This is a genomic window from Ruegeria sp. AM4, from assembly GCF_056540665.1.
Map to the genome: position 1 here is coordinate 32,018 of NZ_JBQFXD010000002.1, position 17,247 is coordinate 49,264.

Annotated in this window: 21 protein-coding genes; 7 read left to right on the forward strand and 14 right to left on the reverse strand. The window is 58.9% G+C overall.

Translation table 11 applies throughout. The features are described 5' to 3' along the window. Positions 1-62 precede the first annotated feature (62 nt). The 5 genes from rplT to pyk form a co-directional block, all read right to left on the reverse strand. Entirely contained in the window at positions 63-428 is a 366-nt protein-coding gene (rplT, locus tag ACR0JA_RS05685) for a 50S ribosomal protein L20 (RefSeq protein ID WP_039523695.1), read from the reverse strand. Between the two features lie 15 nt (positions 429-443). Next, positions 444-644, reverse strand: coding sequence for a 50S ribosomal protein L35 (gene rpmI / locus ACR0JA_RS05690; protein ID WP_010443552.1), 201 nt, complete (start codon positions 642-644; stop codon positions 444-446). Between the two features lie 184 nt (positions 645-828). Then, positions 829-2,379 (reverse strand): alanine/glycine:cation symporter family protein, encoded by a 1,551-nt coding sequence (locus ACR0JA_RS05695; protein WP_480571241.1) that lies wholly within the window; start codon positions 2,377-2,379, stop codon positions 829-831. A gap of 14 nt (positions 2,380-2,393) precedes the next feature. Continuing rightward, positions 2,394-2,831, reverse strand: coding sequence for a universal stress protein (locus tag ACR0JA_RS05700; RefSeq protein ID WP_480571244.1), 438 nt, complete (start codon positions 2,829-2,831; stop codon positions 2,394-2,396). Between the two features lie 245 nt (positions 2,832-3,076). Continuing rightward, entirely contained in the window at positions 3,077-4,522 is a 1,446-nt protein-coding gene (gene pyk / locus ACR0JA_RS05705) for a pyruvate kinase (RefSeq protein WP_480571247.1), read from the reverse strand. A 116-nt stretch (positions 4,523-4,638) separates the two neighbouring features. On the opposite strand from pyk, the gene ACR0JA_RS05710 reads away from it, so the two are divergent. The 3 genes from ACR0JA_RS05710 to ACR0JA_RS05720 all read left to right on the forward strand — a co-directional run bounded on the left by ACR0JA_RS05710 (position 4,639) and on the right by ACR0JA_RS05720 (position 6,126). After that, positions 4,639-5,376, forward strand: a complete 738-nt coding sequence (locus ACR0JA_RS05710; RefSeq protein WP_480571249.1) for an N-formylglutamate amidohydrolase — start codon at positions 4,639-4,641, stop codon at positions 5,374-5,376. Between the two features lie 87 nt (positions 5,377-5,463). Further along, positions 5,464-5,703, forward strand: coding sequence for a DUF6868 family protein (locus ACR0JA_RS05715; RefSeq protein ID WP_480571252.1), 240 nt, complete (start codon positions 5,464-5,466; stop codon positions 5,701-5,703). Between the two features lie 108 nt (positions 5,704-5,811). After that, a complete protein-coding gene (locus tag ACR0JA_RS05720; RefSeq protein ID WP_480571255.1) occupies positions 5,812-6,126 on the forward strand; it encodes a DUF1244 domain-containing protein in 315 nt (104 codons plus the stop codon). A 37-nt stretch (positions 6,127-6,163) separates the two neighbouring features. Here ACR0JA_RS05720 and ACR0JA_RS05725 read toward each other — a convergent pair whose 3' ends face one another. The 3 genes from ACR0JA_RS05725 to dgcN form a co-directional block, all read right to left on the reverse strand. Beyond that, positions 6,164-7,024 carry a D-amino-acid transaminase gene (locus ACR0JA_RS05725; RefSeq protein WP_480571257.1) on the reverse strand — a complete coding sequence of 287 codons (861 nt, stop codon included), beginning with the start codon at positions 7,022-7,024 and terminating at the stop codon, positions 6,164-6,166. Between the two features lie 10 nt (positions 7,025-7,034). Further along, positions 7,035-8,000, reverse strand: a complete 966-nt coding sequence (gene dgcA, locus ACR0JA_RS05730) for an N-acetyl-D-Glu racemase DgcA (protein WP_480571260.1) — start codon at positions 7,998-8,000, stop codon at positions 7,035-7,037. Between the two features lie 73 nt (positions 8,001-8,073). Continuing rightward, positions 8,074-9,075, reverse strand: coding sequence for an N-acetyltransferase DgcN (dgcN, locus tag ACR0JA_RS05735; protein WP_480571263.1), 1,002 nt, complete (start codon positions 9,073-9,075; stop codon positions 8,074-8,076). A gap of 294 nt (positions 9,076-9,369) precedes the next feature. On the opposite strand from dgcN, the gene ACR0JA_RS05740 reads away from it, so the two are divergent. Beyond that, positions 9,370-10,332, forward strand: coding sequence for an L-malyl-CoA/beta-methylmalyl-CoA lyase (locus ACR0JA_RS05740; RefSeq protein ID WP_480571266.1), 963 nt, complete (start codon positions 9,370-9,372; stop codon positions 10,330-10,332). A gap of 42 nt (positions 10,333-10,374) precedes the next feature. On the opposite strand, the gene ACR0JA_RS05745 is transcribed toward ACR0JA_RS05740, so the two are convergent. Then, a complete protein-coding gene (locus ACR0JA_RS05745) occupies positions 10,375-10,944 on the reverse strand; it encodes a PA14 domain-containing protein (protein ID WP_480571269.1) in 570 nt (189 codons plus the stop codon). A gap of 102 nt (positions 10,945-11,046) precedes the next feature. Then, entirely contained in the window at positions 11,047-11,499 is a 453-nt protein-coding gene (locus ACR0JA_RS05750) for an Lrp/AsnC family transcriptional regulator (RefSeq protein ID WP_480571272.1), read from the reverse strand. 73 nt (positions 11,500-11,572) lie between these two features. On the opposite strand from ACR0JA_RS05750, the gene ACR0JA_RS05755 reads away from it, so the two are divergent. Beyond that, a complete protein-coding gene (locus tag ACR0JA_RS05755; protein ID WP_480571275.1) occupies positions 11,573-12,169 on the forward strand; it encodes a LysE family translocator in 597 nt (198 codons plus the stop codon). 1 nt (position 12,170) lies between these two features. Here the strand turns inward: ACR0JA_RS05755 and ACR0JA_RS05760 are convergent, their stop codons facing one another. Beyond that, positions 12,171-13,004: an AraC family transcriptional regulator gene (locus tag ACR0JA_RS05760; protein ID WP_480571278.1), complete on the reverse strand. Its 834-nt coding sequence runs from the start codon at positions 13,002-13,004 to the stop codon at positions 12,171-12,173. Positions 13,005-13,125: 121 nt separating this feature from the next. On the opposite strand from ACR0JA_RS05760, the gene ACR0JA_RS05765 reads away from it, so the two are divergent. Next, positions 13,126-14,088 carry an acetyl-CoA carboxylase carboxyltransferase subunit alpha gene (locus tag ACR0JA_RS05765; protein WP_480571281.1) on the forward strand — a complete coding sequence of 321 codons (963 nt, stop codon included), beginning with the start codon at positions 13,126-13,128 and terminating at the stop codon, positions 14,086-14,088. Positions 14,089-14,092: 4 nt separating this feature from the next. On the opposite strand, the gene ACR0JA_RS05770 is transcribed toward ACR0JA_RS05765, so the two are convergent. The 3 genes from ACR0JA_RS05770 to ACR0JA_RS05780 all read right to left on the reverse strand — a co-directional run bounded on the left by ACR0JA_RS05770 (position 14,093) and on the right by ACR0JA_RS05780 (position 16,710). Continuing rightward, complete coding sequence (locus ACR0JA_RS05770; RefSeq protein WP_480571284.1) at positions 14,093-15,223, reverse strand: lytic murein transglycosylase; 1,131 nt, start codon at positions 15,221-15,223, stop codon at positions 14,093-14,095. Positions 15,224-15,336: 113 nt separating this feature from the next. Continuing rightward, the gene (locus tag ACR0JA_RS05775; protein ID WP_480571287.1) at positions 15,337-15,984 is read right to left on the reverse strand and encodes a GntR family transcriptional regulator; all 648 of its coding nucleotides are present in this window, start codon (positions 15,982-15,984) and stop codon (positions 15,337-15,339) included. 30 nt (positions 15,985-16,014) lie between these two features. Continuing rightward, positions 16,015-16,710 carry a M48 family metallopeptidase gene (locus ACR0JA_RS05780; RefSeq protein ID WP_480571290.1) on the reverse strand — a complete coding sequence of 232 codons (696 nt, stop codon included), beginning with the start codon at positions 16,708-16,710 and terminating at the stop codon, positions 16,015-16,017. A 100-nt stretch (positions 16,711-16,810) separates the two neighbouring features. Between ACR0JA_RS05780 and ACR0JA_RS05785 the strand changes: the two genes are divergently transcribed. Beyond that, the gene (locus tag ACR0JA_RS05785; protein ID WP_480571293.1) at positions 16,811-17,134 is read left to right on the forward strand and encodes a TIGR02300 family protein; all 324 of its coding nucleotides are present in this window, start codon (positions 16,811-16,813) and stop codon (positions 17,132-17,134) included. The last annotated feature ends 113 nt before the right edge of the window (positions 17,135-17,247 follow it).

Below are 17,247 nucleotides of genomic sequence, written 5' to 3' on the forward strand. Positions count from 1 at the left end.
GACATGAAAAAAGGCCGCCCCGAAAGGGGCGACCTTTTCATTCACTGTCTCTGTGACGTGGCTCAGGCAGCCAGAGCGGCCTGAGCTTTGGCGACGATCGCGCCGAACGCTTCCGGTTCGTGCACGGCCAGGTCGGCCAGAACTTTGCGGTCCACTTCAATACCGGCCAGGTTCAGGCCGTTGATGAAGCGGGAGTATGTCAGAGCCTCGTCATGCGAACGGACAGCAGCGTTGATACGCTGGATCCACAGCGCGCGGAAGTTGCGCTTGCGGTTCTTGCGGTCACGGGTTGCGTACTGGTTGGCCTTGTCGACGGCCTGAGTGGCAACTTTGAAGTTGCTCTTGCGACGACCATAATAGCCTTTAGCGGCCTTGATGATCTTCTTGTGACGGGCGTGGGTTACGGTTCCACCTTTAACGCGGGACATCTCTCAAATCTCCTCTTAGCGGTCGTAGGGCATGTAGCCCTTGACGATCTTGGCGTCGGGGGCGGACAGGGTGGTGTTGCCACGGGCGTCGCGGATGAACTTCTTGGTCCGCTTGATCATGCCGTGCCGTTTGCCGGCCTGGCCAGCAAGGACCTTACCGGTCGCAGTCACCTTAAAGCGCTTTTTGGCGCTCGACTTTGTCTTCATCTTAGGCATTTCCGTCTCCTATTCTCGGGTTCGGTTTCAGACGCGACTCGGCATGCCATCTCGGCCGGTCACGCGATCAGAAGCGCCGTTTACGCAAGTTCGGTCATACTGGCAAGGGGGGTCGGGCCAGAATCTGCGATTTTCGCAGGCTGGCAAGGCACCGGGGCGACAGGGGCCGCCCCGGTGGCTCGGATTAGTGCTCGAACTTGCGGATTTCGCCGCTTTTCAGTCTGGCTGCATAGCTGGCGAGCTCTTCGCGCACCACTTTCATCAGGAAGTAGAGTGCAAAGACGTTCACAACCGCCATGGCAAAGATCGCCGCATCCGAGAAGTCGATGACCGGCCCAAGGTTGGCCGCCGCACCGATGACAACGAAGATGCAGAAGATGACCTTGAACACCAGTTCTTTGGTGTGGCCCTCGCCGAACAGATAGGTCCAGGCCTTGAGGCCATAGTAGGACCAGCTGATCATGGTCGAGAAAGCGAACAGCACAACCGCGATGGCCAGCACATAGGGGAACCAGCCAAAGGCGCTTGCAAAGGCAGCCGAAGTCAGGCTGACGCCCGAATTGCCGTCTACGGTTGCAATCGCGTTGCCCGCTTCGTTCAGCATGTACTTGCCGGTTTCCGGATCAATGATCAGTTGCTGGGTGATGATGATCACCAGCGCTGTCATGGTACAGATCACGACCGTATCGATGAACGGCTCAAGCAGCGAGACGAAACCCTCGGTGATCGGCTCTTTGGTCCGTACCGCCGAGTGTGCGATGGCGGCAGAACCCACGCCCGCTTCGTTCGAGAATGCCGCACGGCGGAAGCCCTGGATCAGTGCTCCGACCATGCCGCCAGCCACGCCGAGGCCGGTGAAGGCGCCTGCGAAGATCTGGCCAAAGGCCCAGCCGATCTGATCCGCGTGCATGATGATGATGACCAGAGCGGCCAGCACATACATGACGCCCATAAACGGTACGACCTTTTCGGTCACGCGCGCGATGGATTTCAGGCCACCCACGATCACGGCAAAGACGATACCTGCGAAGACCAGACCGGTGATCCAACCAGGATAGTCGCCCGTGATGCCCGCAATCTGCTGGTGCGCCTGATTGGCCTGGAACATGTTGCCCCCGCCCAGTGCACCAAGGATACAGAAGATCGAGAACAGAACCGCAAGGATCTTACCGCCAGGCAGGCCCAACTCGTTGAACCCTTTGGACATGTAATACATCGGACCACCTGACACGGTGCCGTCCTCGTATTCGTTGCGGTATTTGACGCCCAGCGTACATTCGGTGAATTTCGACGCCATTCCCAAAAGGCCAGCGACGATCATCCAGAACGTAGCGCCCGGACCACCGATGCCGACGGCAACCGCCACACCGGCAATATTGCCGAGGCCAACGGTGCCCGAAAGAGCCGTGGCCAGCGCCTGAAAGTGGCTGACTTCGCCTGCGTCATTGGGGTCGGAATAGTCGCCTTTCACAAGGCTGATCGCATGGCTAAAGAACCGAAGCTGAACAAAGGCAAAATACAGCGTAAAAACTGTTGCGGCGATCACCAGCCACCCAACGATCCACGGAAATCCGGTTCCGGGGAAAGGCGCGAAGATGAAGCTGACGAATGGGCCGGTGAAATCGGCAAATGCCTGATTGATCCGTTCGTCCAGTCCCGGCGCGTCTTGCGCCATTGCAGGGGCTGCAAACAGGGCGGCGATCATCGCCAGCCAGACGTGTTTCAAAGTTTTCATTCTCGTCTCTCCCCTCAGTTCACGACCGTGACCGGTACATCGGCATGCATGACCAGATTCTGGGTTGAACTGCCAAACAGGCGTTTCTTGAACCCATCCGCCGAGGCGCGCCCGACGACGATCTGCGTACCGCCGTTTTCGACAGTGATCGCATTCAGCGTCTCGGCCACGTCACCATGGCGGACGATGCCATTTGCCGTGAAGCCAGCCGCGCTCAGCGCTTCGACCGCCGGAGTGATGACCCGTGATGTCGCCAACTCGACCTCTTCTTCGCGCCGTTTGTGCCTTAAGGCGTTTTCTTCCGGTGTCTGGAAAGTAAATGGGGACCATTCGATCACGTAAACCACAAGCAATTCGCAGGTGCCTATCCGTTCCGCCAAATCTTTGGCAAAGGCAATTGCGCGCTCTCCAGTTTCTGTCCCGTCCAGTCCGATGACAATTTTTGTTGTCATGACGTTCCTCCATTATTTTTGATTGTACCGGGGCCCGTGCCCCCGGCAGGGCAGCCGGAACCTGGAACTTGCTGAGTAGACTGCCCCTGCGGAAAGTATCTGAGAAAACCTCGAAAAAACAGAGAGGTTTTTGCAGATTCCGGGCCTGAAGGCAATTTGCCCCTGAAAACACTATCAAAATACTGCCTAAAAATTAGGCAGCGAGGAATCCTTCAGGTTGTATGGCACCATCTGGCGCCGCACCCTCAACCCGGATCGGTGTTATAGATCAGACGCTCGTCACAGGGCGCGATGCGCAGGATATTTGTTGTGCCGGGCACGTTGAACGGGACCCCGGCGGTGACGACGATCTGATCTTTGTCGGTCGCGAAGCCCGCGGCCCGGGCGGCACGCGCGGCATTGACCACTGCGCCTTTGAACCGCTCCAGCTCGGGCGTCATCACGCAGTGGCAACCCCAGCTCAGGCACAGGCGGCGCGCCGTTCCGGTTGCCGGTGTCATGGCAATGATCGGAATGCCCGGACGCTCTCGCGCGGTCAACAAGGCCGTGGTGCCGCTTTGCGTAAAGCAGCAGATGGCTTTGATATCGGTTTTCTCGGCAATTTCGCGCGCGGCAGCGACGATGCCATCGGCGACCGTTGTGCCCTTGGCGGTGCGCGAGGCGGCGATGATCTGGGTGTAGGTCGGGTCGGCTTCGACCTCGATGGCGACCTTGTTCATCGTCTGAACAGCTTCGATCGGGTATGAACCGGCGGCTGATTCCGCGCTGAGCATGATGGCGTCGGTGCCCTCGTAAATGGCGGTGGCGACATCCGAGACCTCGGCCCGAGTGGGCATCGGGCTTTCAATCATGCTCTCAAGCATCTGGGTGGCTACGATGACCGGCTTTGCAGCGGTGCGGCACTTGCGCACGAGACGTTTCTGGATCGGCGGTACAGCCGAAACCGGCAGTTCCACGCCGAGATCGCCACGGGCCACCATGATTCCGTCAGAGGCATCGAGAATATCGTCAAACGCTTCGATCGCGGCCGGCTTTTCGATTTTCGACAGGATCGCCGCCCGGCCATCGGCCAGGGCGCGTGCCTCGAACACGTCCTTGGCGCGCTGCACAAAACTCAGGGCCAGCCAGTCAACGCCCAATTGGCAGACAAACTCCAGATCGTCGCGGTCTTTGGCGGACAGGGCTGCCAGAGGAAGAACGACATCCGGAACATTCACCCCTTTGCGGTTCGAGATCGTGCCACCGATCTCGACTTTGCAATTGGCAAAGTCCTGACCGCAATCTTCGACGATCAGGCGGATTTTGCCATCGTTGACCAGCAGCCGCGCGCCCGGCTCCAGAGCCGCGAAAATCTCGGGGTGGGGCAGGCACACCCGGTTGATGTCACCGGCATCGGGGTCAAGGTCCAGACGGAACGCAGCACCTTCTTCCAACTCCTCAGCGTCATTTGCAAATACGCCGACGCGCAGTTTCGGACCCTGAAGGTCAGCCAGAATGGCAATTGGACTGTCCAGATCCTTTTCGATCTGGCGAATGATGCGGTGACGTTCGCGAATCTCGTCATGGCTACCGTGACTCATGTTCAGGCGGAAGACGTCCGCCCCGGCCTCGTGCAAAGCACGGATGGTGTCATAGTCGTTTGACGCTGGCCCAAGCGTCGCCACGATTTTCACATTTCTCAGGCGTCGCATTGGTCTTGTTCTCCTCGCGTCTTCAATGTTACCGCAAACATGGTTTGGGTGCTTATTGCGCAATTCCCTTTTCAAAGCAACTGCCCTACACCTGCGACAAACTAGATGACAGGCTCATGACATACACCCCATTTTTTGTGCACGGCGCCGATCGGCCGTCGCGATGGCTGATCACTTGCGATCACGCGACCAATACCGTTCCGCCCGAGATCAACGGTGGCGATCTTGGTCTCGCGCGTGAAGATATGGAGCGTCACATCGCCTATGATGTCGGTGCCTATGAGGTTTCAAAACATCTTGGTGAGATTTTGAATGCGCCGGTGATCGCGGCCAATTTCTCGCGCCTTGTGATCGACCCGAACCGGGGTGAGGACGATCCGACGCTGTTGATGAAGCTTTACGACGGCTCGATCATTCCGGGGAACCGTCACGCCGACGCTGCCGAGCGCGAGCGCCGACTGAACATGTGCTACCGTCCTTATCACGACGCGCTGGCGCAGATGGCGGCGCTGCCGCATGCGGTGATCATATCGATGCACTCGTTCACGCGGCAATTGCGCGGACGCGCGCCGCGCCCCTGGCACATCGGTGTGCTGCATACCCCGGACGAGCGCTTTTCGCGCCCGTTGACTGACCGCCTGCAAGCCGAAGATGACCTGTGCGTCGGTATCAACGAGCCCTACACGGGGGTTCTGCCTGGTGATGCGATAGACAGGCACTGCACCGCCTTCGGTCGCCCGAACGCGCTGATCGAACTGCGCAACGACCTGATAGCCGATCACGACGGACAACGGCGCTGGGCCGGCCGTCTTGCGCAAATTTTTGAAGACTCGTTGGAAAAAAGCGGCTTGTGACGCAGGGTCACCACCCGTCGTTTCCCAAGATCGCGTCATTGCGACCTGCCTTGCAGAACCATATATGTTGACGGAAAGGAGACGACGATGACTCAGGAATTCCTGACGACAGTCTTCGGCTGGATGACGGTTCTGAACATTGCCTTTCTGGGCTTTGCCACGTTGATGATTCTGGCCTTTCAGGACCGGATCGCAACTATTCACAGCAGGCTGTTCCGAATGGAGCGTGCCGAAGTGAAAGGGACCTATTTCAGATACCTCGCCAACTACAAGATCCTGACGCTCGTGTACTGTCTGGTACCTTGGTTGGCACTAAAGCTGGCTTAGGGCTCAGATCGCCGCGATTGGGCCACTGGCCCTTCGGGATTGTTGTAAGCCTGCGTTCGGGTTGTTAGGTCAGACATGGAACGCCAAAGAACCAGCCGGAGCCGGATAATGGACAAGCAAACCGAAATAGAACTTCAGGCCGCCGCCTTTCGCCGTCTGCAACAGCACCTGATGCAAGATCGGACGGATGTGCAGAACATCGACATGATGAATCTGGCCGGGTTCTGCCGCAACTGCCTGTCGCGCTGGTATCAGGAAGCGGCCAATGAAAAGGGGATCGAGATGGGCAAGGATGAGGCCCGACAAATCTTCTACGGCATGACCATGGATGAATGGAAAGCCAATTACCAGACCGAGGCCAGCGCCGAAAAGCAGGCGGCTTTCAAGGTGGCGTTCGAAGAAAACGTCGGCAAAAAAAGCTGAAGCAAAAAAAGCCCGCCTGATTGGCGGGCTGTTTTCGTCAGATCGCCGCCTTGCGACTTTCGTCCAGATAAATCTCGCGCAGTCGTTTGGCGATCGGACCCGGGGTGCCGTCACCCAGTGTGGCACCGTCGATCTCGATTACCGGCATGACAAAGGCGCTTGCCGATGTGGTGAATGCTTCGTCCGCCTCTTTGGCTTCGTCGATGGTGAACAGACGCTCTTCGACTACCATCTGTGCCTCGGCGGCCATGCGCAGAACGGCTTTGCGGGTGATTCCGTGCAGGATGTCGTTGGACAGCGGGCGAGTGACGATCTTGCCGTTCTTGACGAAGTAGGCGTTGTTGCTTGTACCTTCGGTCACATAGCCATCTTCGATCATCCAGGCGTCGTCGCAGCCTGCTGCCTTGGCCATCATCTTGCCCAGTGAAGGGTACAGCAACTGCGTTGTCTTGATATCGCGCCGACCCCAGCGAATGTCATCGATCGAGATGATCTTCGCGCCCTTTTTAGACGCCGGGCTGTCGGCCAGACCCGGCTTGTTCTGTGTGAATAGAACCAGCGTCGGCTTGGTGTCGGCCGACGGAAACACAAAGTCCCGGTCGCCATCGCTGCCGCGCGTCACTTGTAGATAGATCAGACCTTCGTCGATGCCGTTCAGTTCGACCAGCTTGCGATGGATGTCCAGCAGTTCTTCCTTGGTGCAAGGCTCAGCCATCTGGAGCTCGTCCAGCGAGCGCTTCAGACGAACGGCATGGCCGTCAAAGTCGATCAGCTTGCCACCCAGCACGCTCGTGACCTCATAAACGGCATCGGCCATCAGAAAGCCGCGATCAAAGATCGAAACCTTGGCTTCGGTTTCCGGCAGATAGTCGCCATTCACATAAACGGTGCGGGTCATGTCATTCTCCTCAGCCCCAAAGCGCGGCCACGGGCGGGTGCACTCCGGCATCATCAAAAGTCAGCGGGTTGTCGCGGTCTTCGGCCAGAAGCAGCGGCCCGTCAAGGTCCGTTACCATCGCACCTTGTGCCAGCAGTGTCGCAGGGGCCATCGCAAGCGAGCTTCCGACCATGCATCCGACCATGACCTGATAGCCGTCCGCCAGCGCCTGTTCGCGCAGGGCCAAAGCTTCGGTCAAGCCACCGGTCTTGTCGAGCTTGATGTTTACCACGTCATATTTACCCTTGAGCGCAGGCAGGCTCGTGCGGTCATGACAGGACTCGTCAGCACACACCGGTACCGGGCGGTCCATCCCGATCAGCGCGTCATCTTCGCCAGCGGGCAGGGGTTGTTCGACCAGCGCCACGCCAAGCCGAACAAGATGCGGTGCGAGGTCGGCATAAACTTCGGCCGACCAACCTTCATTGGCGTCCACGATGATTTTCGAATCCGGCGCGCCTGCGCGCACGGCTTCAAGCCGCGGCATGTCGTCCGGAGTGCCCAGCTTGATTTTCAGCAGTGGCCGGTGGGCATTCTGCGCTGCCTGCGCCCGCATCGCTTCGGGCGTATCCAAGGACAAGGTATAGGCGGTGATCTCCGGCCCCGGCGCTGGCAACCCTGCCAGGTCCCAGACACGCTTTCCAGCGCACTTGGCTTCCAGATCCCACAGGGCGCAATCGACCGCGTTGCGCGCAGCGCCTGCGGGCAACAGGTCCATCAGCGACTGGTGTGTGAAATGCGCGGGCAGCCCGCTGATTTGGGCCTCGACTGACTCCAAGGTCTCGTTGTAGCGGGCGTAGGGGACGCATTCGCCCCAACCCTGATAGGTTCCATCCGATATTCGAATGGTCAGAACTTTGGCTTCCGTGCGCGACCCGCGCGAGATGGTGAACACCTGCGCCAGCCGAAACACATCCCGAGAGACTTCTACCTGCACGCAGACACTCCTTCATTTTTTTCAAATACTCACGCCGTTGGCGAGCAACCCCACCAACGGCGCGATGTTCAGATCACAAAGCGGCCAGCGCGTCCACCAGCTTGCCCGAACCAAAGCGGAATGGGTCGGTTGCCGGGAGACCCAGATCTGCCTCGACCTTTGCCAGAAAGGCCCTGGCGTCGTCTTCTGTCATGTTCTGCGTGTTGACGGAAACGCCAACAACCTCGCACGCGGGGTTGGCGACGCGCGCGAGTTGCAGCGCCGTGTCGCGCAGGGTTTCAAGCGTCGGCAACTGGTATCCTGGAAGGCCACGCATGTGTTCGCGCGTAGGTTCGTGCGACAGGATCAGTGCATCCGGCTGGCCGCCATGCACCAGGGCCATGGTGACGCCAGAATAAGACACGTGGAACAACGAGCCCTGGCCTTCGATCAGGTCCCAGTGATCCTCGTCATTATCAGGTGTCAGCCATTCTACCGACCCGGCCATGAAATCGGCCACAACCGCGTCCAGTGGCACGCCGTCGCCGGTGATCAGAATGCCTGTCTGGCCGGTGGCGCGGAAGGTCGCCTTCATGCCGCGCTGGCGCATCTCGGCCTCCATGGCCATGGCGGTGTACATCTTGCCGACCGAGCAATCAGTACCAACCGCAAGGCACCGCTTTCCCTTGCGCTTGATGCCGTTTGCAATCGGGTAGTCGACATTGGGCACCCGAACGTCATGCAGCTTGCGGCCCGTGGCTTCGGCGACTGCGGCCAGGTCGGGTTCGTCGCGCAATAGATTGTGCAGGCCCGAGGCCAGGTCAAACCCTTCTTCCAGCGCGGTGACCAGAACCTTTTTCCATTCCTGACTGATCACACCACCCCGGTTGGCAACGCCGATCACCAGGGTCTTGGCCCCGGCTTCGCGCGCTTCGACCAGCGACATGTCTTTCAGGCCCAGATCGGCCTTGCAGCCATCCATCCGAAACTGGCCGACGGCGTTCTCGGGTCTCCAGTCCTTGATCCCGATTGCCACTTTGGCGGCCAGTTGGTCGGGCGCATCGCCCAAAAACAGCAGATACGGTGTTTCGATCATCGCGCGGCACTCCTTTGATTCTGGTGCAAAATAAAGAAGCCGCATAGCGAGACCTTCTCAATTTCCACACCTAAGCCGTGCTTGAGAGGGAGAAAGTTGCACGAGTTGTCGTAATGGCGCAAGAATTTCCTAAGTTTTCAATGTGATTAAACTTTCGTCACTCTGAAATGCTGAAATTACGAAGCTTGCTGCGCATGCAATGCCGCACATGCACAATGATGCTTGCGTATGGTCGCGCAATTTAATACCCAATTGGCGAAGAAAATCGTAATTTCATTGCTTGAAGAGGCCCTGATGAGTTTCCGTATCCAACCCGCCGCACCGGCTCGTCCCAATCGCTGTCAGTTGTTTGGCCCGGGTTCAAACACCAAGCTGTTTCCGAAAATGGCGGCTTCGGCGGCGGATGTGATCAACCTTGATCTCGAGGATTCGGTTGCACCGTCCGACAAGGACATCGCCCGCGCGAACGTGGTCGAGGCATTGAACACCGTGGACTGGGGTAACAAGTACATCTCGGTTCGCATCAACGGTCTGGATACACCCTATTGGTACCGGGATGTTGTTGACGTGTTGGAGCAGTCAGGTGATCGGCTGGACCAGATCATGATCCCAAAGGTCGGTTGCGCGGCTGATGTCTATGCGGTCGATGCGCTTGTTACTGCCATCGAAACGGCCAAGGGCCGGACCAAACCGATATCATTCGAGGTCATCATCGAGTCAGCGGCCGGGATCGCGCATGTCGAGGAAATCGCCGCCGCATCGCCCCGTCTGCAAGCGATGAGCCTTGGGGCCGCTGATTTTGCGGCATCGATGGGCATGCAAACCACGGGGATCGGCGGCACGCAGGAAAATTACTACATGCTGCGCGAAGGCGAAAAGCACTGGTCTGATCCATGGCACTGGGCGCAGGCAGCGATTGTTGCAGCCTGCCGGACCCATGGCGTATTGCCAGTGGACGGTCCTTTTGGCGATTTCTCGGACGACGACGGTTATATCGCGCAGGCGAAACGCTCGGCGACGCTGGGCATGGTCGGCAAATGGGCGATACACCCCAAGCAGATTGCGCTGGCCAATCAGGTCTTCACCCCGTCGGACGAGGCCGTCTCAGAGGCGCGCGAGATTCTGGCCGCGATGGAGCAAGCCAAGGCCAACGGCGAAGGCGCGACCGTCTACAAGGGTCGATTGGTCGACATCGCTTCGATCAAACAGGCCGAGGTTATCGTTGCGCAGGCCGAACTGATCGCAGCGGGGGCATAGGCCGAAACCAAATAAGGCCCCATCGCGGGGCCTTGTCTTTGCTTATTGGTGGCCGAAAATATCGTTCGGCACCCAGTCCAGTTCGGCGCCGTCCTTACCCCATTTCATCATGAGGCAAGAGCTGCCACCTTTCTGGAAATACAGGGTTGTCAGTTCGTACCAGCCGGGTTCTGTGATTTCGACGTCGGTTACGCCGTTTCCTTCACATCCCTGAACGCCATCAAAAAAACCAATGGTATGCCCGCCCAGTTTCGTTTCGACGCCGTCATTTGAATAGACTTCGAACTGGTATGACCCCGGCTCGTCGATCCTGATGAACCCGGTGATTTCCGCAGCAACATTGTAGGGCTGAGAGGCGGTCATGACCGGATCGCCGTCTTCGGTGTCGCGAAAGTCAAACGCGGGCACCGGATCCGCGGCTGCGCCGATCGTATCGATCAGTTCACGGGCCTGCTCCAAACTCTTGATCTTCTTGGGCGCTTCGGCATAGGTGACTTTCAGACCCGGCTTCACAATCGGCAGCGGGGCGGTCAATTCGTTGGCTGAGGCATGAACCCCGATTGAACTTGCAATGGACGCAATCACAAACGTCAGCGCGTGTGTTTTCAACATTAGTATCCCCAGGTAAAACGCTATGCCGGGCAGCGAACCATGGGCATGTTTTGAAGTCAACTATTGTAGGGCGCGCGCCGCGGCGTGACAGGGCCTCTGATGTCAACCTCGCATGTCCTTGGGGGATCCCATCACCACATAAGAGGTAATCGAGGTGACATGCGGCAGCGTTCCCAGAACCTCGGTGTGAAACGTCTTATATGATGGCAGGTCCGCGCATTCCACGCGCAGCAGGTATTCGATAGTGCCGGTGATGTTATGGCATTCGACCACCTCGGGCGATTGTTGCAAAGCGCGCTCGAAACCCTCTTGCGCTGCCTTGGTATGTTCGCCCAGACCAACGCCGATATAGGCAACAAAGCCAACGCCCATCGCGGTTGGGTTCAGAACCGCGCGATACCCCGAAATCACGCCGGCGCGCTCAAGTTCCTGAACCCGGCGCAGACAGGCCGACGGGGACAGACCGATGCGATCCGCAAGGTCCAGATTGCTGATCCGCCCATCGCGGGACAATTCCTGCAATATTTGTTGGTTTATCTTGTCGATCTTCGCCATAGGTTGCGAAAATACTCATACCTTGCACGAAAACGCAATTTCATTTAGTAGGATTGATGCAATTGTTTCAATCATGACCTACGAGATCCTCATCGCCCTGATCATGTTTGCCTTCGTGTCGTCGATCACGCCGGGGCCGAACAACCTGATGCTGATGGCGTCTGGCGCGAATTTCGGGTTCCGCCGAACAGTTCCCCATATGCTGGGGATCGGGCTGGGGTTTACCTTTATGGTGCTGCTGGTCGGGGCCGGGCTGGTTCAGGTCTTCGACCGGTTTCCGGTGAGCTATACGATCCTCAAGGTCCTTTCGGTTCTGTACCTGCTGTATCTCGCCTGGAAGATCGCGCATGCCGCCCCGGCTGAGGGGCGCGACGTTGAAGGATCGCCAATGACGTTCTTGCAGGCTGCCGCGTTCCAGTGGGTGAATCCCAAAGCCTGGGCGATGGCGCTGACGGCAACCACCGCCTACACGCCCGATCATACGCTGAGTGCCATCGTGATCGTGGCGCTGGTGTTTGGTGCGGTGAATCTGCCCTCGGTCAGCACCTGGACCATTCTGGGGCAGCAAATGGCGCGGATCCTGACGAACCCGCGCCGATTGGTCATATTCAACTGGACCATGGCCGCGTTGCTGGTCGCGTCGCTTTATCCGGTTCTCTGGCCGAACTGAACTATTTCAACGGCAGGCAAATCTCGGTCAACAGATCGTCGGGCGCGGTGTCGCGGGGGTCGTTGAGGTAGACTTCATAACATGGCTGATCCGCTGGCTCTTCGCCGGACGACGGAAGCCAGTTGCCGAACAGGCTGTGATAGGCCGCCGCAAGCCCGGAATAGGGACCTTTGAAAGTCAGAACCGCAGTCTTCCCACCTGGAATGTTCAGGCTTTCCATCCCCTCGGGAGTCGCCTCTCCGTGAAACTCTGCGCCAGCATAGCTGCGCAAGTCCTGCTCGGGCACTTCGTCCGGGCTGTCGAGATACAAGCCGATCACAGGGCCGAGTTGCGGCCACAACTGACGGGATTCACATAGCGCTCCGAAGGCTTCAAAGCTTTTGCCGATCTCAGCATAAGCGCCTTTGTGGGGCAGGGCGATGACCCGGCGTGGCGGTTCGGTGCGTGTTGTCACGGGATGCATTGGGTATTCTCCGGTTTTGAAATGTGGATTGGCTGGCAGAAACTGCCCCTCCTTTCGAAAACAGGCGGGGCTTCTGCCGTAGGCCTCGGTAAAGGCCCGCGCAAAAGAATTGAGGTTGGGATAACCAATGTCGGTCGCGACGTTGGCCACCGGCTTGTCCGACTGGACCAGCCAACAGGCGGCGCGATGCAACCTGATCCGACGAACGGCCTGCGCGCAGGTCTCGCCAGTAATGGCGCGAAACACGCGGTGCCAGTGGAACCGCGACATCGCCGCCACATCCGCCAGCGCATCCAGCGACAGATCCCCTGCGGGATGGTCGTGGATATAAGACAAAACCCGCAGGATGCGGTCTTCGTAGCTGGTGGTCATCGGCTCTCTACCTTTTCTTCGCCTGATGGTGGTCGCATATTCGGCCTCCACAAATCTTGCTGAGTTGCATCCCGGGCAACCACAGGTCATATAGCAGGGAACTTCCGCGTTGAGAGGCGTCATGACCCAGTATCTGGATTTCGAAAAACCGCTGGCCGAGATCGAAGGCAAGGCCGAGGAATTGCGCGCGCTGGCTCGCGCCAATGAAGAGATGGACGTGACCGAAGAGGCCGCCGCGCTGGACGCCAAAGCCGCGAAGCTGCTGGACGAACTGTATGCCGACCTGACCCCGTGGCGGAAATGTCAGGTCGCGCGTCATCCCGAACGGCCCCATTGTCAGGACTATGTCAAAGAGCTGTTCACCGAGTTTACTCCGCTGGCGGGGGATCGAAACTTTGCCGACGATCTGGCCGTAATCGGCGGCTTGGCCCGTTTCAACGATCAGCCGGTTATGGTGATCGGCCACGAAAAGGGATCGGACACCAAATCGCGGATCGAGCGCAACTTTGGCATGGCCCGTCCCGAGGGCTATCGCAAGGCCGTGCGCCTGATGGAAATGGCGGGTCGCTTTGGTCTACCCGTGATCACCCTGATCGATACGGCAGGTGCTTATCCCGGTAAGGGCGCTGAAGAGCGTGGCCAGTCCGAGGCGATCGCCCGTTCGACCGAGATGTGCCTGAAGATCGGCGTGCCGCTGGTTTCGGTGATCATTGGCGAAGGCGGTTCCGGTGGGGCCGTTGCATTTGCCACGGCTAACCGCGTCGCGATGCTTGAGCATTCGGTCTATTCGGTTATCTCGCCCGAAGGCTGCGCCTCGATCCTGTGGAAAGATGCGGAGAAAATGCGCGAAGCGGCCGAGGCATTGCGTCTGACCGCGCAGGACCTTCACAAGCTAGGGGTTTGCGATCACATCATCGCCGAACCCAAGGGCGGTGCCCATCGCGATCGCCCGGCTGCTGTCGAAGCCGTCCGCGATGCGATTGCCGCAATGCTGAAAGAGCTTGATGGCAAGGAGCCGGCGGCCCTGATCAAGGACCGCCGCCAGAAATTCCTCGACATTGGCACCAAAGGTCTGGCGGCGTAAGCCGTCAGCCTCCGAGCCTGCGCAACAATTCGACCGAGGGTTTGCCGGTGACCGGCAGCCCGTTTGCGCTTTGATAGGCGCTGATCGCCGCCTCTGAGTTCTTGCCGATCACACCATCTGCTCCTTGCGTGTCGTAACCGGCCGTGGTCAGGCGGCGTTGCAGTTCTTTGCGATCTTCAAGTGTCAGCCCGGTTTCATCCGGTCCGAACGACGCTTGAAACGGCGATCCTCCGGCAATCCGGTCGGCAAGATGGCCGACACCAATCGCGTAGCTGTCAGAGTTGTTATATCGCTTGATTACCTGAAAGTTGCGGAACACCGCGATGCGAGGGCCAGGGGTCTGTGGCTGCAAAACCGCTATCGGTGTACCCGAAACCGTGCCGACCTCACCCCCCCAAGGTTGCCCCCGGACCCAACCCGCGCGCGACAGGTATGCAGCGGTTGAGGCCAGCGAATCCGCCGGGTCTTCTGACCAGATATCACGCCGACCGTCGCCGGTGAAATCTACTGCGTAAGCGAGGTACGAGGTCGGAATGAACTGGGTGTGCCCCATTGCGCCAGCCCAGCTGCCGGTCATGTTGGCAGGTGTTGTGTCGCCTTCCTGAATGATCTTCAGCGCAGCAACCAACTGCTTTTCGAAAAAGGCACCGCGTCGGCCATTATAGGCCAATGTGGATGTTGCCGAGATGACCGGCACGTCCCCGCGTCGCGCGCCATAGCGGCTTTCCAGCCCCCAGACGGCCACGACGATTTCTTTGTCGACCCCGTATTTGGCTTCGATCTGCGTCAGGGTTCCGTTGTGCTTTTGCAGCATTTGCTTGCCGGTGCTGATGCGTTCATCCGAGGCCGCGATGGCAAGATAATCCTCAAGCGAGCGCTTGAACTCGACCTGATTGCGGTCCCGTTCGATCACCCCCGGCAAATACCCGGCACCCTGAAATGCGCGGTTGATTGTCGCCTGCGATATGCCCTGAGACGCCGCGCGCCCCTTGAAATTGGCCACCCAGGCATCCCAACCGGCGTTGGGGGCTGGGCGCATCCGCGAGGCGGGCGCTTTGGTCGGCGCGGTGCCACCAGAACAAGCGGCAAGAAGGGTTGTCCCGAGTCCTAAGGAAAAGGTCCGTCGATCAATCATGGCTGAAAACTGCTCTTGTTTGTGATTTGCATCAAGACTACCGCAGTCGATCCACGCAAACCAGCAATACGGGCAGCCGAAGAGCAAAGAACGCGACGTGGGCGATAAGCCGCTCAGCTGACAAGTAGGCGCAACCCCTGGGTGACGTCCGAACGCACCGCCAGCCGCAAGCCAGGCTCATCACCCGCCTTCAGGGCCGCGATGATCAGCTTGTGATAGTGCGGCGGTTCCGTGCGGCGCAAGCGCCCGTAAAGGGCGCGCATCGTGGGCCCCAACTGCAACCAGACGGTTTCCGCAATCGCCAGCATTGCCGGGGCCTGTGCGCGCAGATAGAGCGTACGGTGAAACTCGAGATTGGTACGGATATAGCCCACGGCGTCGCGTTTGGTGACCATCTCGGCGACCGCCATATTGATGCTCTGCAAACGGTCGATCAGTGCAATATGCGCGCGCGGTAGGGCGCGGCTGGCCAGTTCCACTTCGATCAGCGCCCGAAGCGCGGCCAGTTCTTCGATCCGGTCGTTGGTAAGCTCGGGTGTTGAGACGCGGCCCGACGACGACAGCGTCAACGCACCCTCAGCCGCCAATCGGCGCACCGCCTCACGCGCAGGGGTCATGGAAACGTCGAATTCTGCGCCGATGCCGCGCAGGGTCAGCGCCTGACCCGGCGCGATTTCACCATGCAGAATGCGGGAACGCAGGGCACGGTACACCCTGTCATGCGTGGCTGTTTGAGATTCTGCGGGGCGGGCGCTCAACATCCGTTTATGTGATCACAAATTTCGGTGACGTCAACCGGCCCCGGCGTCAAAGCGATAGCGATGCAGTTCGACCCCATGATCCCGCAACCAGCGGCGCGGTTCCTTGTAGGGGCCGAAAATCCGTTCGACCTGCGCCCAAAACGCGGGTGAGTGGTTCATTTCCGCCAGATGCGCCACCTCATGCGCAGCCACGTAATGCAACACTTCGGATGGGGCGAGGATCAGGCGCCAAGAAAACATCAGCCCTCCGGCGGAACTGCATGACCCCCAGCGGGATCGGGTATCACGCAATGTCAGGGTCGTGTAAGGGCGCCCCAGCATCGAAGCATAGTCATCGCATGCGCCAGTCAGACGATCCCGGGCCATCTCTTTCAGGAATCGCGCCAGCCGTCGCGCCTCGGACCCGGTTGGCACGCCAATCTCATCGGGCCGCAGAACCACTCGACGCCCGGGTTCGGGTACGATTCGGCGAGGAACCCCTTCGACAGGCAGGGTCTGGCCAAATTGAACGGTGGCGGGATCGGGTCGTTCCTGCAGATTTCGTCGAATCCAATCCTCTTTCTGATGGGCGAACTTCAAAGCCTCGGTTTCGGCAATCCCCTGCGGGTAGGTCAACGTAACCCGCCCATCCAACTGGGAAATCCGCAAGCTGATACGCCGCGCCCGCGCGGATTTTCGCAGCGTCAGCGGAACTGGGGGCTTTCCTGGCAAGTCGTGTCGCCCCATGGCGTGTGCTCCTCGGCGTAAAGGCTTTGACAGTGCCTGCCGCATATGGCAGGTGACCTGAATCATTGATGAGATTCACCTGATATCAAGGGGATTTGATATGCCCAAGGAAGAATGGGGCGTAAAACGCGTTTGCCCGACAACAGGCAAACGGTTCTACGACTTGAACAAGGACCCGATCGTCAGCCCCTACACGGGCGAGATCGTCGAACTGGACACCGGCAAAAGCCGGATGATTGCCGCCGACGCCGAGGACGCGGCATCGGTCAAGGCGCGCGAGGCGTCGTCGGATGAAGACATCGTTCTGGACGATGACGACAACGTCGATGTCGAGCTGGACGACGATCTGCTGGACGATGACGACGACAACGAAAACGTCTCGTTGGATGATATCAAGGACATGTCGTCTGACGAAGATTCCTGATCGGCGAAAGAGGCGGCGCAGGCCGCCTCATCTGTTTTGCTTCGGGTAATAAGCGGCAGAAACTTTTTGCCCGAACGCGTTTTTAGACTTGCGCTTGGAAGCGCCGTCTCATA